This window comes from Mesorhizobium sp. M1312, assembly GCF_040318115.1.
Taxonomy (GTDB): Bacteria; Pseudomonadota; Alphaproteobacteria; order Rhizobiales; family Rhizobiaceae; genus Mesorhizobium.
Genome location: NZ_JAMYLQ010000005.1, coordinates 74,090 through 90,378 on the forward strand (window position 1 = coordinate 74,090; position 16,289 = coordinate 90,378).

At 63.7% G+C, this 16,289-nt stretch carries 13 protein-coding genes; 7 read left to right on the forward strand and 6 right to left on the reverse strand.

Annotated features, from left to right (window positions below; translation table 11 throughout):
• Window positions 1–85 precede the first annotated feature (85 nt).
• A complete protein-coding gene (locus tag NKH36_RS08715; RefSeq protein WP_352961184.1) occupies window positions 86–898 on the forward strand; it encodes a response regulator transcription factor in 813 nt (270 codons plus the stop codon).
• Between the two features lie 29 nt (window positions 899–927).
• Here the strand turns inward: NKH36_RS08715 and NKH36_RS08720 are convergent, their stop codons facing one another.
• From NKH36_RS08720 to NKH36_RS08740, 5 genes are all read right to left on the reverse strand, one after another.
• A complete protein-coding gene (locus NKH36_RS08720) occupies window positions 928–2,997 on the reverse strand; it encodes a 3-hydroxyacyl-CoA dehydrogenase NAD-binding domain-containing protein (RefSeq protein WP_352961186.1) in 2,070 nt (689 codons plus the stop codon).
• A 266-nt stretch (window positions 2,998–3,263) separates the two neighbouring features.
• Window positions 3,264–4,211: an ABC transporter permease gene (locus NKH36_RS08725; RefSeq protein WP_352961188.1), complete on the reverse strand. Its 948-nt coding sequence runs from the start codon at window positions 4,209–4,211 to the stop codon at window positions 3,264–3,266.
• Window positions 4,212–4,214: 3 nt separating this feature from the next.
• On the reverse strand, window positions 4,215–5,195 hold the full coding sequence (locus NKH36_RS08730; RefSeq protein ID WP_352961190.1) for an ABC transporter permease: 981 nt from the start codon (window positions 5,193–5,195) through the stop codon (window positions 4,215–4,217).
• A gap of 1 nt (window position 5,196) precedes the next feature.
• Window positions 5,197–6,717 (reverse strand): sugar ABC transporter ATP-binding protein, encoded by a 1,521-nt coding sequence (locus tag NKH36_RS08735; RefSeq protein ID WP_352961192.1) that lies wholly within the window; start codon window positions 6,715–6,717, stop codon window positions 5,197–5,199.
• Window positions 6,718–6,762: 45 nt separating this feature from the next.
• Window positions 6,763–7,776 (reverse strand): ABC transporter substrate-binding protein, encoded by a 1,014-nt coding sequence (locus tag NKH36_RS08740; RefSeq protein WP_352961194.1) that lies wholly within the window; start codon window positions 7,774–7,776, stop codon window positions 6,763–6,765.
• Between the two features lie 201 nt (window positions 7,777–7,977).
• Here NKH36_RS08740 and NKH36_RS08745 point away from each other — a divergent pair, with 201 nt between their 5' ends.
• The 6 genes from NKH36_RS08745 to NKH36_RS08770 all read left to right on the forward strand — a co-directional run bounded on the left by NKH36_RS08745 (window position 7,978) and on the right by NKH36_RS08770 (window position 15,591).
• The gene (locus NKH36_RS08745) at window positions 7,978–10,392 is read left to right on the forward strand and encodes a glucan 1,4-alpha-glucosidase (RefSeq protein WP_352961196.1); all 2,415 of its coding nucleotides are present in this window, start codon (window positions 7,978–7,980) and stop codon (window positions 10,390–10,392) included.
• Between the two features lie 33 nt (window positions 10,393–10,425).
• Window positions 10,426–11,442, forward strand: a complete 1,017-nt coding sequence (gene gnd / locus NKH36_RS08750) for a phosphogluconate dehydrogenase (NAD(+)-dependent, decarboxylating) (RefSeq protein ID WP_352961198.1) — start codon at window positions 10,426–10,428, stop codon at window positions 11,440–11,442.
• Window positions 11,443–11,458: 16 nt separating this feature from the next.
• Window positions 11,459–12,835, forward strand: a complete 1,377-nt coding sequence (gene zwf, locus NKH36_RS08755; RefSeq protein ID WP_352961200.1) for a glucose-6-phosphate dehydrogenase — start codon at window positions 11,459–11,461, stop codon at window positions 12,833–12,835.
• Between the two features lie 17 nt (window positions 12,836–12,852).
• Window positions 12,853–13,557 carry an ROK family protein gene (locus NKH36_RS08760; protein WP_352961202.1) on the forward strand — a complete coding sequence of 235 codons (705 nt, stop codon included), beginning with the start codon at window positions 12,853–12,855 and terminating at the stop codon, window positions 13,555–13,557.
• Between the two features lie 148 nt (window positions 13,558–13,705).
• A complete protein-coding gene (locus NKH36_RS08765) occupies window positions 13,706–14,167 on the forward strand; it encodes a Ros/MucR family transcriptional regulator (protein ID WP_029349266.1) in 462 nt (153 codons plus the stop codon).
• A 182-nt stretch (window positions 14,168–14,349) separates the two neighbouring features.
• Window positions 14,350–15,591 (forward strand): MFS transporter, encoded by a 1,242-nt coding sequence (locus NKH36_RS08770; RefSeq protein ID WP_352961204.1) that lies wholly within the window; start codon window positions 14,350–14,352, stop codon window positions 15,589–15,591.
• 83 nt (window positions 15,592–15,674) lie between these two features.
• Here NKH36_RS08770 and NKH36_RS08775 read toward each other — a convergent pair whose 3' ends face one another.
• On the reverse strand, window positions 15,675–16,106 hold the full coding sequence (locus tag NKH36_RS08775; RefSeq protein ID WP_352961516.1) for a winged helix-turn-helix transcriptional regulator: 432 nt from the start codon (window positions 16,104–16,106) through the stop codon (window positions 15,675–15,677).
• Window positions 16,107–16,289 lie beyond the last annotated feature (183 nt).

A 16,289-nucleotide genomic window follows, 5' to 3' on the forward strand; every position in this document is an offset into this window, starting at 1 on the left:
CAAGACGCTATCAGAGCCAACGGTGACTAGTATATACCTCGCAGGTGGTATATTTGGTCTATTTTCTCGTTTAAAGGGGTATAAATTGAGCGTATCGCGTAGCGACGAATACAATCAGCTCGCTACGCTCATCGCCGCGACACGGGAGACGAGCGGCGAGCTTTTCGGCAAGGCGATGGTCGCCTGGCTCCGGCAGCATGTCAGCTTCGATCACTGTGTCATCTTCGGCTATCGCGGCGCCGCGCGCCCGCCGCTGCTGTTCGAGACGTTCTCGCCAACCGAAAGCCACGTCTTCGTCGCGCTCTATCAGGAGGGGCCTTATCTGCTCGACCCGTTCCACCACGCGGCGGTCGAGCGCAAGGAAGGTTTTTGGCGCATGCGCGAGCTGGCGCCGGACCGCTTTTATGCCAGCGAATATTACCGCTCCTACTATAGCCAGACCAAGCTGGCCGAAGAGGTCGGCTTCTTCGTGCCGCTGCCGGGAAAGGACGCGCTGGTGGTCTCGCTGATGCGACTGCGCGCTTCGGGACCCTTTGGAACCGCCGATGCCAGGTTGCTGCGCGACATGGCGCCGGCGGTGATCAGCTTCGTCAGGCTGCGCTGGCCGGCCCTTCCGGCCGACGAACCGGCAGAGACGAAGCAGGGCGAGGCGATTGCGCCGGTCAACGAGTTCGAACGTGCTCATATCTGGAAGAGCCTTTCGCTCACACCGCGCGAAAAGCATGTCGTCGATCTGGTGCTTCAGGGCCATTCGACGGAATCGATAGCCAGGGCGATGCGCATCGTACCGGGAACCGTAAAGGTCCACCGCCGCAACATCTATCGCAAGCTCAGGATCAAATCGCAGGCTGGTCTTTTCGCGCGTTTTGTCGAGATCATGGACGCGCGGATTCGGTAGTCCACGATTTTCGAAAATGGCCTCGCTGTTTAGCTGGCGACGCCTTCCCAGGCGCCGGTTTCAGCCATCTGCCTGAGCAGGGGCGCCGGCTTAAAAACACCCTTGCCGGTCCGCTCGTGCCAGTGGTCCAGCCGTTCGATGATCTTGTCGACCCCTTCGAGGCCGGCCCAGAACATCGGGCCGCCCTTGCCCACCGGAAAGCCGTAGCCGTTGACCCAGACGACGTCGATGTCGGAGGCGCGGGCAGCTATCCCTTCCTCGAGAATCTTCGCCCCCTCATTGATCATCGGATAGAGCGTCCGCTCGATGATCTCGTCAGCGCCGATCGCGCGCGGCGCGATGCCCTTCTCGGCAGCCTTGTCGCGGATCAGCGCTTCGATTTCGGGGTTGGGAGCCGGGGTGCGTGAGCCTTTCTCGTAGCGATAGAAGCCGCTGCCGGTCTTCTGGCCGAAATGCCCCCGTTCACACAACGTGTCGGCGATTATTGCCGTCAGGCCGCGCGCCTTGCGGTTGCGCCAGCCTATGTCGAGGCCTGCGAGATCGCCCATCTGGAACGGCCCCATCGGCCAGCCGAAATCGGTGAACACCCGGTCGATCTGCTGTGGCGTTGCACCTTCGAGCAACAGCGCCTCGGATTCCGCCCCGCGGGCGGCCAGCATTCGGTTGCCGACGAAACCATGACAGACGCCGACGACGACCGGCACTTTGCCGATCCGCCGCGCCAGCTCGACGATTGTCGCCAGTGCATCCGGCGCGGTCTTCTCGGCGCGCACGATTTCCAGGAGCTTCATGACGTTGGCCGGCGAAAAGAAATGCATGCCGACGACGTCCTGCGGACGCGACGTCGAAGCGGCGATTTCGTTGACGTCGAGATAGGAGGTGTTGGTGGCGAGGATCGCGCCTGATTTGGCCACCGCGTCGAGCCTGCCGAACACCTCCTTCTTGACAGCCATCTCCTCGAACACGGCCTCGACGATCAGGTCGCAATCGGCGAGATCGCCATAATCCGTTGTGCCCTTGAACAGGCCGAGCCGCTGACGCTTGGCCTCTCCGCTGAGCGAGCCGCGGCTGACCGACACGGCGTAGTTCTTGTCGATCATCGCCAGCCCGCGTTGCAGCGCTTCCTGCGTCGCCTCCAGCACGGTCACGGAAAAACCGCCATTGGCGAACGCCATGGCAATGCCGCCGCCCATGGTGCCGGCGCCGATAACGCCAACCCGCACGATCTTGCGCCGTAGGACGTCCTTGCCGGCAACCTTCGCCGCCTCGCGCTCGGCGAAGAACAGATGACGCTGCGCCCGCGACTGGTCGCCTGCAACCAGCTTGACGAACAGTTCGCGTTCCGCCGCCAGCGCTTCGTCAAAGCCGAGCGTGATGGCGTTGCGGACCGACTGCGCGCAGGCGATCGGCGCTTCGAGGCCGCGCGCCTTTTTGGCAAGCTCCGCCGCTTGCCTGTCGAATTCAGGCAGTTCGGCCCGGTTGAGGCGATCATGGCGGTCGCGCACCGGCGTGAACGGTCCACCCTTGCCGGCCATTTCGCTAGCGAAACGAACCGTCTGCGCGCTCAGGGTACCATCGAAGACGCCGTCGACCAGCCCGGCGGCAAGCGCCTCGGCCGCATCCATCGGTGTTCCTGAAACGATCATGCTGAGCGCCTTCAGCGCGCCAACGAGGCGCGGCAGCCGAACCGTGCCGCCTCCGCCGGGCAGCAGGCCGAGCTTGACTTCTGGCAAGCCGAGCTTGGCTTGGCTGTCGGCAATGCGAAAATGGCAGCCGAGCGCCAGTTCCAGGCCGCCGCCGAGCGCGGTGCCGTGGATGGCGGCGACCGTCGGCTTGGCGATGGTTTCCAGCATGGCAATGATGGCGCGCAGATCCGGCTGCTGCACCGGCTTGCCGAACTCGGTGATGTCGGCGCCGGCGACGAAGGTCCGCCCGGCGCAAGCGATGGCGATGGCCGCGACATCAGGCTCGTCGCGCAAGGAGACAAGCGCCTGCATCAGCGGCTCGCGAACGTGGAAGCTCAGCGCGTTGACCGGCGGATTGTCGATGGTCACGACCGCGACGCCGCCATCCCTTGTAACGCTCACGAAATTGGACACGCAAATCTCTCGCAATGATGACGCCGACAATGCCGAGGGATTTACAGGGCTGATGCCTGGATGGGAACTGGATGTTTTCGCGAAAGACCGCCGCAGCGATCGTCATCCTGGGGCGGAGCAAGGAGCGAAGCGACGCGGCGCAGACCCCAGGATCCATGCCGTGACATCAGAGCGCCGCAGCAGTGCAGAGTCCGTACCCGCCGCAATCCTCGGCGAGGGTCACGGCATGGATCCTCGGGTCAAGCCCGAGGATGACGAAGGTATGGTCAGCGCAGCGCCTTCTGGCCGCCCGCGGCGGTAATGACACCGACGATGATCAGTCCGGTTAGCAGCAGCCGGACGCCGGCGCTGACGCCGAACGTATTGAGCATGGTCAAGAGCAGCACCAGGAACAGGGCCGCGCCCCAGACACCCGGCACATTGGCCTTGCCACCCGCCACCGACGTGCCGCCGATGACGACGACGGCGATCGAGGCCAGCAGATACTCGTTGCCGATATCGACATTGGCGCCGCGGAAATAGCCAGCAAGCAGCGCCCCGTCGAGGCCGCCAAGCGCGCCCGAGAGCGTGTAGGTGAGGAAGCGGATGCGGCCGACATTGATACCGGCCAGCCACGCGGCGCGGATGTTCTGGCCGATCGCCAGCACCGAGCGGCCATAGATCATGCGCTGCAGCGCGATGGCAGCGCCGATGGTGAACAGCACGGTGAGGATCGCCAGCACCGGAATGCCAAGAATCTGCCAGTTGGTGAAACTGGCGAAGCCCGGCGGCGGCTTGATCTGCAAGCCGCGGCCATAGCTGATGTCGATCGACTGGATGATGAAGCTCGCCGACAATGTGGCGATGATCGGCGGGATGCGCAGCGCCCAGATCAAGAGATAATTTGCGGCGCCGATCGCCATACCGCAGGCCACCGCCGCCAGGAGCCCGACGGCGATCATCTGGTCATTGCCGTCCATCACCTTCATGGCGACGGCGCTGGCGAGGCCGATATTGGCCGGCAGCGACAAATCCACATTGCCCGGTCCGAGCGTGATGACGAACATCTGGCCGACACCGACAATGACGGTGAAGACGGCGAGCGAAAGTGCCGCCGTGATCATGCCGCCGCCGCCGTATCCGCCGGTGAAGGCGATCGTCGCCAGCCAAACCAGCAGCGCGCCGATGAAGGACCAGATCCAGGGTTTGGCGAGCAGCAATCGCAACGAGGCCATCGCTCACCTCTCCCTGCGGCTGATCAGCACCCGGGCCGCCAGCACGATGATGAGGATGGCGCCATTGGCGGCAACCTGCCAATCGGGCGGGATGTGCATGAAGGTCAGCAGCGGCGAGGCGGCGAGCGCCAGCGTCAGCGCGCCGATCACCGCGCCGATCGGCGATACCCGGCCGCCGACAAATTCGCCGCCGCCGAGAATGACACCGGCGATCGAAAGCAGCGTATAACCATTGCCGATATTGGCATCGGCCGAGGTGGTGATGCCGATCAGGGCCATGCCGGACAACACGCCGAACAGGCCGGCCAGTGCGAACAGCACGATCTTGGTCTTGAGCAGCGACCAGCCGGCACGGCTTAGAGCCGCAGCATTGCCGCCCGATCCGCGCAGGATCACGCCATAGGAGGTGCGCATCAGCCCGAAATGGACGACCGCGGCGATCAGCAGTGCGGCAATGATCGGGAACGGAATGAAAGGCGGCTTGAAGGCCATGAGCGACATCAGCCAGTCCGGCGCTTTGCCGCCGGGCTTCGGCAGGATGAGGATGGCCAGACCCTGCCAGACAAAACTCATGCCGAGCGTCACGACGATTGAAGGCAAATTGCGCAGATGGATCAGCGCGCCGAGCAGTGCATAGACGCCGATCGAGCCGAGCAGGATCAAGACACCGACCAGCGGCGCGTCCTTCAGCCACGTCGCCGTGACGCAGCCGACGAAACCGACGAAGGTGCCGATCGACAGGTCCAGCTCGTTGCCGGCAATGACGAACATCTGCGCGATCGTCGCCAAGGCGATCGGGATCGCCAAATTGAGCATCAGGCTGAAGCCGAAATAGCTGATGGCGCGCGGGTTGAGCCAGGCGATCGCCAGCAGCACCAGCACCAGCGACATCGCAGGCAGCAGCCCGCGCAACAGGCGCGCCCGCGCCAGCGCGCCGCGCTCGGAAGAACTCTTGGGACCGGTCTCGACGGGTGCTGCCGTCATCTCAGGCCGCGTCGCCGAACGAGGACTGGATGATCTTTTCCTCCGTCAGCTCGTCACGACCAAGATTGGCGACGATCCGGCCGTTCTTGAAGACATAGATGCTGTGGCAATTGTCGAGCTCTTCGGTTTCCGTGGTGTACCAGAGGAAAGTGCGGCCGCGGCCAGCCTCTTCGCGCACAAGATCGTAAACCTCGAGCTTGGTGCCGATATCGACGCCGCGCATCGGGTCGTCCATCAGCACGATTTTCGCGTCGGAACCGAGCGCCCGGGCAAACAGGACCTTCTGCTGGTTGCCGCCGGACAGCGAGAAGATGTTGTTGTTCATGTCAGGGGTGCGGATGCCGATTTTCCTTTGCCAAAAGGTTGCGAGTTCGGCTTCGCGTTGCGGCGAGATCAGTAGACCATTGCGCAATCGCTTCAGCGAGCGGACGCCGATGTTTTGCGCAATCGACCATTGCGGAAAAATCCCGTCAGACTGGCGGTCGCCGGCCACCAGTGCCACCGGCGCGGTGACCTCGATGCCGGTTTTGCCGCGCGCCGCGGCGGCGAAGATCGCCAGCAGCAGGTCCGTCTGTCCATGGCCGGCCAGCCCGGCAAGGCCGATGATCTCGCCCGCATGCGCCACAAGCTCGTTGCCGTCCTCTTGCCGCGCTGGCCGGGCTCGGACCCGCAATGGCCCGGTCTCCGGCTTTTGGGTCGCGATTTTGGCGGCGATCTTCTCACGCGCTTCCGCTCCACCCATGGTCGTCACCAGCCTGTCGCGATCGAAAGCCTTCGCCGCATCTGACGCGACGACCTTGCCGTCGCGCATCACCACGATGCGGTCGGCATTCCCGAGCACCTCGCCCAGAACATGCGAGATCAGAATGCAGCTCTTGCCCCCGGCGACAAAGCGCCGGACGAAGGCCAGCAACTGGCCGGCCGTGTGTGCGTCGAGCGAGGATGTCGGCTCATCGAGGATGACCAGTTCGAGCGGATCCTGCGTCACCGTGAAGGCACGCGCCACCTCGACCATCTGCCGCCTGCCGATGGAAAGATCGCTGGCGATATTGGAGGCGGAGATGCTGTGGCCCGGGAATATCTCGTCGAGCTTGGCGGCGATGAGATCGGCCGCCTTGCGCCGCCAACCGAACCCGCGCAGCGTCGTGTGGTTGATGCGCGTGTTCTCGGCGACGCTGAGATTCGGGCACAGCGACAGCTCCTGGAACACGCAGCGTATGCCGAGCTGTTGGGCGCGCGCCACCGAATAATTGTTCTCGATGCCGCCACGCACCGCGATCCGCCCGCTGTCGGGCCCGAGCGTGCCCGCCACCATGTGCATGAGCGTCGACTTGCCTGCGCCATTGTGGCCGACGAGACCGACGCATTCGCCGGCACCAACGTGGAAGTCGACGCCGGCGAGCGCCCTGACCGCGCCGAAACGTTTTTCGGTGCCGTCCAGTCTGATGATGTCGATATTGGCGGCGCCGAAATGTTTTTCGGCGCCATCCAGTCTGACGATGTCTGCGTTACCTCTAGGCATCCCTAGCGACATCCGGTTGGCGATGCAGCTGGCAACGTGCCACGCTCACTTGATGTTGGCTTTGATCGCCGCGATTGCGTCTTCTTGCGTGTATTCGTGACTGGCGACACCACCCTTGGGGATGTTCGGCAGCTCGGCCTCGAACGTATCCTGGGTGAAGGCGAGGTATGGCACCAAGAGATCATGTGGCACATCCGTGCGGCCGTCGAGCACCTGCTGCGCCACCCAGAAGGCCAGCGACGACACGCCCGGCGCGATGGACGCCGACCAGGTCTGGTAGCCGTCCTTGTCCTTCTGTTCCTTCCACCATTGCAGCTCATCCTGACGGTTGCCCATGATGATGGTCGGGCGCGGTTTGCCGGCGGCGGCGAAGGCTTGTGCCGCGCCATAGCCGTCGCCGCCCTGATCGACGACGCCGACGATTTCCGGCAGCGACGGCAGGATTGTCGCGACCGCCTTCTGTGCTGTGGTCTGATCCCAGTCGCCGGTCACCGAACCGACGATCTTGAACTCGGGATGAGCGGCGACGCCTTCCAGAATCCCGGCATGGATGGCGTCGTCGATCGACGTGCCGGCAAGGCCGCGGATTTCCAGCAGGTTGCCGCCCTCGGGATGGAACTTGGCCATCTGCTCGACTTCCTGCCTGCCCATGTCCTTGAAGTCGACGACCACGCGGTAAGCGCAGGGTTCGGTGACAATGCCGTCGAAGGAGACGACGACGATGCCGGCGTCGCAGGCCTGCTTGATGGCGCCGTTGAGCGCGTCCGGCGAGGCGGCGTTGATGACGATCGCGTCATAGCCTTGCAGGATCAGGTTCTGGACCTGGGCCGCCTGGGTCGGCACTTCCTTGTCGGCCGTCGTGAAGATGTCCGCCGCGGCGACCACCTTGTCTTCGACCGCCTTCTTGGTGACGATGCCGTAGCTGTCGAGCATCGCCTGGCGCCACGAATTGCCGGCATAATTGTTGGAGAAGGCGATCTTCTTGTCGCTGGTATCGGCAAGCGCGTTGCCTGACGCGAGCATCGCCGCAAGGGCACTCAAGACGAGTATCTTCTTCATGTGTTATCCTCCCATGGATTGCTGATCGTTGCTGGCTGCTGGTGGCTGTTATGACGACCCTCGTTTCAATATTGTCAGACAAATTTAGATGGGCGCACTTGTCAACAGCGATCGGTGACGGTTTGACGATCAACTTGCGGTGCAATGATTGAAAAGGCTTCGGCTCCTGGTCTAGGGGTGGGGCAGGAGACCGAAATCGAGATGGCAGCGACGCCGACTGATGCGCTGGGCGCACCCGGAATTCCGGCGCGCTGGACCTCGAGCGCCAAGAGCGGTGTCGGCACCGCGCTTTCTCCGGCCTGCCCTATCTGGTTCACGATCAGCCACGGCATCCTCAACGAGATCTACTATCCCCACTTGGACAGCGCCTGCACGCGCGACATGGGGTTGGTCGTCACGGGGCCGGGCGGCTATTTCTCGGAAGAGAAGCGCGATGCCGAACACAGCATCGAGCCGTTCGAGGACGGCGTGCCCGCCTACAGGCTGGTCAACACCGCCGCTGATGGCACCTACCGGATCGAAAAGCGGATCATCACGGATCCGGAACGTCTTGTTTTGCTGCAGGAAATCAGCTTCACGCTGCTGAGAAGCACAGTTGCCGACTACCGCATCTACGCACTGTTGTTGCCGCATCTGGTCAATGCCGGCATGGGCAACACCGCCTGGGTCGGCGACTACGAGGGAAAGCCTGTCCTGTTTGCGTCCGGGCGTCGCGTTTGCCTGGCGCTCACCTCGTCGCTGCCTTGGGGAGCATGCTCGGCCGGCTATGTCGGTGTCTCCGACGGCTGGCAGCAACTCCATCGTGACGGCCGGCTCGACCCGGCCTGCCGCAGGGCCGAGGACGGCAATGTCGCGCTGACCGGAGAGATCGGCTTTTCGGCTGTAAACCCAAAGGCCTTACTGGCGCTGGGTTTCGGAACGACGCCGCACGAGGCGGCGGAAAATGCCTCGGCCAGCCTGAAGCGGGGTTTTGAGCCCGCGGCCAAATCCTATGTCCGAAAATGGCGCAACTGGCAGGCTAGCTTGCTGCCGCTGGACCGGCATGTAGCAGGGATCAACAGCTATCGCGTCAGCACGGCGGTTCTGGCGACGCACCGGTCATCCGCGAAATCCGGTGCAGCCGTCGCCAGCCTGTCGATCCCATGGGGTTTCAGCATGGGCGACGACGATCTTGGCGGCTATCACCTGGTCTGGCCGCGCGATCTGGTCGAAACCGCGGGTGGCTTCCTGGCCGCCGGCGATCCGGCGCAAGCGCTTGAGATTCTCGCCTATCTCCGTTCCATCCAGCAGCCGGACGGTCATTGGCCGCAGAATGCCTGGCTCGACGGGTCAGCCTATTGGCCCGGCATTCAGATGGACGAATGCGCCTTTCCGCTGCTGCTCGCCGACGCGCTGCGCCGCGCTGGGCACCTGCCGCACGCCAAGCTGCTCGCCTTCATGCCGATGATCGAGCGCGCCGCTTCCTATGTCGTGCACAACGGTCCGGTCACCGGCGAGGACCGCTGGGAAGAGGACGCCGGCTACAGCCCGTTCACGCTCGCCGTCGAGATCGCAGCGCTGCTTGCGGCGGCCGACATGTTCGACGCTTGCGGCAAAGCAGAGCCGGCAAATTATCTGCGTGAGACCGCCGATGTCTGGAACGATCAGATCGAGCGCTCGACCTATGTCATCGGCACTTCACTCTGCGAAGAGGTCGGCGTCGCGGGCTATTACGTCCGCATCGCGCCGCCCGACACCGCCGGTGCGGCGTCACCGAAGGACGGCTACGTCCCAATCAAGAACCGGCCGCCTGGCGATAGCGACCGGCCGGCCGAGGCGATCGTCAGCCCGGATGCGCTGGCCCTCGTCCGCTTCGGCCTCAGGGCCGCCGACGATCCGCGCATCGCCGACACGGTCAAAGTCATCGATGCGCGGCTGCGCTGCCACCTGCCGCAAGGGCCGGTCTGGTATCGCTATACTGGCGACGGCTATGGCGAACACACCGACGGCACGCCCTTCGATGGAACCGGCCCGGGCCGGCCCAGGCCGCTGCTCACCGGCGAGCGCGCCCACTACGAGCTGGCGGCGGGGCACAAGGACAGAGCGGAAAGCCTGCTCCTGACGTTCGAGGGCTCGGCCGGGCCTGGCGGCCTGCTGCCCGAGCAGGTCTGGGACGGTCCTGACATGCCGGAAAGGGAATTGCGGCACGGCCGACCATCGGGCAGCGCCATGCCGCTGGTCTGGGCGCATTCGGAGCACATCAAGCTGCTGCGTTCGCTCAGTGACGGCGCCGTCTTCGACATGCCGCCGCAAGGGGTGAAGCGCTACATCGAGGACAGGACCGTGGCGCCGCGCCGGATATGGCGCTTCAACCACAAGGCCCGCACCATGCTCGCCGGCAAGATGCTGCGCGTCGAACTGCTGGCCCGGGCGGTGGTGCATTGGAGCAGCGACGGTTGGGCGACCGTCCATGACGCCGAGACGACCGAGAATGCCTTCGGCATCCATCTCACGGACCTGCCCGTTGCCGATGTTCCGCCGGGCAATACGATCATCTTTACTTTTTTCTGGTCCGATGCCGGCCGTTGGGAGAATGTCGACTTTTCCATTGGTATCGACAAGCTGGACAACCAGTAGGTCTTCTATCCCTCAAGAATCAGGACGAGAAACATGCAGATCGGAATGATGGGACTGGGCAGGATGGGCGCCAATATGGTGCGGCGCCTGCTGCGCGATGGTCACGAATGCGTCGTCTACGACATCAACCCGGCCAGCGTCGCAGCCCTTGTGACGGCTGGCGCGATCGGAGCGGCTTCGATGGAGGAGTTCGTCGGCAAGCTGACCAAGCCGCGCAGCGCCTGGCTGATGCTGCCGGCGGCGATCACCAGCCGGATCGTCGATCAGGTGGCCGCGCTGATGGAGCCGGGCGATATCATCATCGACGGCGGCAATTCCTATTATCACGAGGCTGTCGACCATGCAGCGCGCCTGGCATTGAAAGACCTGAGCTATGTCGATGTCGGCACCAGCGGCGGTGTCTGGGGCCTCGAGCGCGGCTATTGCCTGATGATCGGCGGCCCTGACAGCGCGGTCCAGCATCTCGATCCGGTCTTCGCCACCCTGGCGCCGGGCGCCGACACCGGAGGGCCCGCCCCCGGCAAGGATGCAGGAACCGCCCCCTTCGGCTATCTCCACTGCGGACCAAGCGGCGCCGGCCATTTCGTCAAGATGGTCCACAACGGCATCGAGTACGGCGTCATGGCCGCCTATGCCGAAGGCATGAACATCCTGAAATCGGCAAATGCGGGCAAAAGACAGCGGACGGCCGACGCTGAAACCAGTCCATTGGAAAACCCGCAATACTACCAGTTCGACATCGATATCGCCCAGGTTGCCGAGGTCTGGCGGCATGGCAGCGTCATCGGCTCCTGGCTGCTCGACCTGACGGCGGGCGTGTTGAAGGCCGATTCGGGGCTGACGCAGTTCGGCGGACGGGTTTCGGATTCCGGCGAGGGCCGCTGGACGCTGAAGGCGGCGATCGACACCGGCGTGCCGGCGCCGGTTCTGTCCTCGGCCCTGTTCGACCGATTCTCCTCGCAAGGCGAATCCGAATTCGCCGACAAGCTGCTGTCCGCCATGCGCTATGCCTTCGGCGGCCATGTCGAAAAGCCGAAGACCGGCTCGTGACAGGGAAGATACGCTCATGAACCAGGAACGGTCCGACACGCTGGTGCTTTTCGGGGCGACCGGCGATCTCGCCCACAAGAAGATCTTCCCGGCACTTTACACCATGGTCGCCAAGGGAGCGCTGACCGAGCCGGTGATCGGCGTCGCTTTCGACGCCTGGGACGTGAAGCAGTTGCAGGCGCGCGCCCACGACGGCATCGTCAAGGCCATCGGCAAGGTCGACGAGAAAATCTTTGCGAAACTAGCCTCGCTGCTTCGCTATGTCAGCGGCGACTACCGTAGCGCCGCGACATTCGAGAAGCTGAAAAGCGCTCTGGGAACCGCACAGCACCCGCTGCACTATCTGGCGGTGCCGCCGACCATGTTCGAGACGGTCATCCAGGGGCTGGAACAGTCGAGCGCGGCCCAGGGCGCACGGCTGATGGTGGAAAAGCCTTTCGGCCACGATCTGCAATCGGCGCGCTGGCTGAACCGGGTCCTGCACCTGGTGTTCGACGAAAAGTCGATCTTCCGCATCGACCACTACCTTGGCAAGGAAGCGATCCAGAACCTGCTCTATTTCCGCTTCGCCAATTCCTTTCTCGAGCCGATCTGGAACCGCAATTTCGTCGAGAGCGTGCAGATCACCATGGCCGAGGATTTCGGCGTCGAAGGCCGCGGCCGCTTCTACGACGAGGTCGGCTGCATCCGCGACGTCATCGAGAACCATCTGCTCAACATCCTGCTGCTGCTTGCCATGGAGCCGCCCGTCGGCCGCTCGGCCGACGATCTGATCGACGAGAAGGTGCAGGTGCTGCGGGCGATACGGACGCTGAGCAAAGACGATGTCGTGCGCGGCCAATTCAAGGGCTATCTCAGCGAGCCGGGCGTGGCGCCGAACTCGCCGGTCGAGACCTTTGCAGCGGTGCGTTTTTCCGTCGACACCTGGCGCTGGCAGGGCGTGCCTTTCTTCATTCGCGCCGGCAAATCAATGCCGGTGCACGCCACCGAGGTCATTGTCCGGCTGAAGCGGCCGCCGCTTAATGTCTTCGACCCGATCAAGCCCGACGACGCCAACTACGTGCGCTTCCGCATCGACCCACAGGTGGCGATCTCGGTCGGCGCCCAGCGCAAGGCCCCTGGCGACGACATGATCGGCGAGCAGGTCGAACTCACCGCACTCGACGACACCAAGGGCGACATGCCGCCCTATGAGCGGCTGATCGGCGACGCCATGAACGGCAACGGTCAGTTGTTCACCCGCCAGGATGCCAGCGAACTCGCTTGGCGGATCGTCGGCCCGGTGCTTGGCGACACCACGCCGCCTCACCTTTACGAGCCTGGGACATGGGGCCCGGCCGATGCGATGGCCGGGTTCGGACCGCCGAACGGCTGGATCAATCCGGCGAAATAAGCTCAAGAGGCGACACAATGGCCAAAGCAGCGAAAAAGCCGGCACCGGACAGCGAAAGCATAGTGCTTGCGATCGATGTTGGCGGCTCCCATGTCAAGATCCTCACCAGCGCCGGCGGCGAGGAGCGTAGAGCCGATTCCGGACCCGGCCTGACGCCGCAGCAGATGATCGCGGCCGTGCAGACGCTCACCGATGGCTTGCCCTACGACGTCGTCTCGATGGGTTATCCCGGCCCGGTGCACCACAACAGGCCGCTGACCGACCCCGCCAATCTCGGCAAGGGTTGGGTCGGATGCGACTTCGCAGCGCAGTTCGGCAAGCCGGTGAAGATGGTCAATGACGCGCTGATGCAGGCCATCGGCAGCTACGAGGGCGGGCGCATGCTGTTTCTGGGTCTGGGGACGGGCCTGGGTGCTGCGATGATTGTCGACAATGTCGCCCAGCCAATGGAACTCGCGCATCTTCCCTACAAGAAGGGCGGCAGCTTCGAGGATTATGTCGGCGAACGCGGCCTGGAAAAGCGCGGCAAGAAGAAATGGCGCAAACACGTCTTTGACGTCGTCGAGCGGCTGCGCGCCGCCATGCAGCCTGACTATGTGGTCATCGGCGGCGGCAATGTCGACAAACTAGACGAATTGCCTGCCGGTTGCAGGCGCGGTGACAACACACGCGCCTTCGAAGGTGGATTTCGACTGTGGCGCGACAAATCCTTGGTTGTGTGATATTATAGACGTTCGGGTTCAGACCTGTTGATCCGGCCCTGCCGTTAGTATTGTTGTTCAAAATAATGGGCGACGTGGTGCGGCGTCATTGCATTATGCAGATTTGCCGACTAGGAATTCTGCGACCCCCACGGACGGAGAAAATAGATTGACCGACGACAGCAACAAAGCCCGCAAGGACATCGACCTGCTCGAGCTGACCGCTCACATCGTGTCCGCTTACGTCGAGAAGAACCGCTTGCCGGCTTCCGGCCTCGGCGATCTCATCGCGAGCGTCAGCGCGTCGATAGGTGGGCTCGGACAGCCCGCCGCCCCGGTGGCAGCGCCGCTGATCCCCGCGGTCAATCCCAAGAAATCGGTGACGCCGGACTACATCATCTGCCTCGAAGACGGCAAGAAGTTCAAATCCCTGAAGCGCCATATCGGCGTTCATTTCGGGCTGACGCCGGATGCCTACCGCGCCAAATGGGGCTTGCCGGCCGACTATCCGATGGTTGCCCCCACCTATGCGGCCTCGCGCTCGCAACTGGCAAAGGCAATCGGTCTTGGCCGTAAGGCCGCCCCGCCGGCCCCGGTCAAGAAGACCAGGAAGCCCAAGGCCACGGTCTAGCAGGACGACATCAGGTCTGGTCGCTCCGCCCAGCGGCAACGCCACGGCGGGGCGCGAATTTGTTGATCCAGCGCCTGTTTTTGCCCGCGCCTGGCGCTGAACTGCGCTAGGCTTTCGCTGTCGGACCAGCGCCCTCGTGGAAGTGCCCCGCCGGCCGACTCTTTGCCACGGGGCCTAGATTCATGACATCACAATCCCATGCATCGCCCGACCGGCGCTATGCCGCCTTCCACCACAAACCGTTCCTGAGCTATTGGGCGGCGCGCTTCCTCTCCACGTTCGCCACCCAGATCGTATCAGTCGCCGTCGGCTGGCAGGTGTACGACCTGACCCGCGATCCATTCGATCTCGGCCTTGTCGGCATTGTCCAGTTCCTGCCTTCGCTGCTGCTGGTGCTGGTCACCGGGGTCGTCGCCGACCGTTTCGGCCGCCGCCTGATCATGGCGCTGACCGCACTGCTGGAGGCGATCTGCGCGTTGGCGCTGCTGCTGCTGACGCTGCGCGGCCTTAGCGGGCCGGGGTTGATCTTCGGCGTGCTCGCCATGTTCGGCGTCGCGCGCGCCTTCTTCGGACCGGCGGCAGCGTCGCTGTTCGCCAACCTCGTGCCGCCAGAGGATTTCGGCAATGCGATCGCCTGGAATTCGTCAGCCTGGCAGACGGCGACCATCGTCGGACCGGTCGCCGGCGGCCTGCTCTACGGGGTTTCGGCGGAAGCGGCATACGGCACCGCCGCCGTTCTGATGTTTGTCGCCGCAGTGCTGGTCGTCAGTATCCCGAAGCCTGCCCAGCGCAGCGAGACCGACAGGCCGACGATGCAGACCCTGTTTGCCGGCTTCGGCTACATCTGGAGCGAAAAGATCGTGCTCGGCGCCATTTCGCTCGATTTGTTCGCCGTGCTTTTGTCCGGCGCCACGGCACTGCTGCCGGTCTATGCGCGCGACATCCTCGAACTCGGCCCATGGGGCCTCGGACTGTTGCGCTCGGCGCCGGGCATTGGCGCCATCTGCGTTGCCATCTGGCTGGCCGGACATCCGATCCGCAACCATGCCGGCGTGGTCATGCTCGGCTTCGTCGCGCTGTTCGGCGCCTTTACCGTGCTGTTCGGCCTCTCCACCATCACCTGGCTGTCGATCGCAGCACTCGCCTTGCTCGGCGCCACCGATATGTTCAGCGTCTATATCCGCGAGACGCTGATCCAGCTGTGGACGCCGGACAAGGTGCGCGGCCGCGTCAACGCCGTCAATCAGGTTTTCGTCGGCGCCTCCAACGAGCTCGGTGAATTCCGCGCCGGCACCATGGCGGCATTGATTGGCACCGTTCCCGCGGTGGTGATCGGCGGCGTCGGGGCAGTCGTTGTCGCCGGGCTGTGGGCGGTGCTGTTCCCGCAATTGCGCAAGGTGCGCCACCTCAAGGGGCGAAACTGATCCGGCGCATATTGATCCAGGCGCGGGCCCGCAAACGCCGAACGAGCCCGCCACGTCTCAGCTCTCATCGACGCGGACGGATGCTATTCGGGGGTTGCAACGCGAATCGGGCGGGTGCCGATCTTTGCCCCTGTGACAGCATCCACGGCCACCGGCTCGATTTCTGCTCCTGTCTCTGCGTCGATGTATCGCGCCAAACTGCCTTCGCCACGGTACTGGCGTCCCCACGCACCCAGTAAGACGAGCACCGGCAAGAAATCGCGGCCGGCGGCTGTCAGCACATATTCATCGCGCGGAGGCCGCTCCGAGTAGCGCCGCTTTTCCAAAAGTCCCTCCTCCGTCAGCGTCGCCAGCCGCCGAGTCAGAATGGTGGGGGCGATGCCCAGACTTTTCCGGAATTCGTCGAAGCGGGTGAGGCCCAGGCTGGCGTCGCGAAGGATCAACATGCTCCACGAATCGCCGACGCAGGTGAGGCCGCGGGCGATCGGGCAAGAGGTATCGGAAAGATTTTTCATGTTCGTATCATTTTGATAGTGACTTCGTATCGAAATGATAGTAACATCCTTTTGAAATGCAATCCAGCACAAAGAAGGAGTGACTTCCATGAACAGGACCATTTTTGACGCCCCCCATCCAGAACGTAACCGTCAGCGCGTGCAATCGGCGCATCATGTCGCCGCGGCCCAGCCGAGATCGAC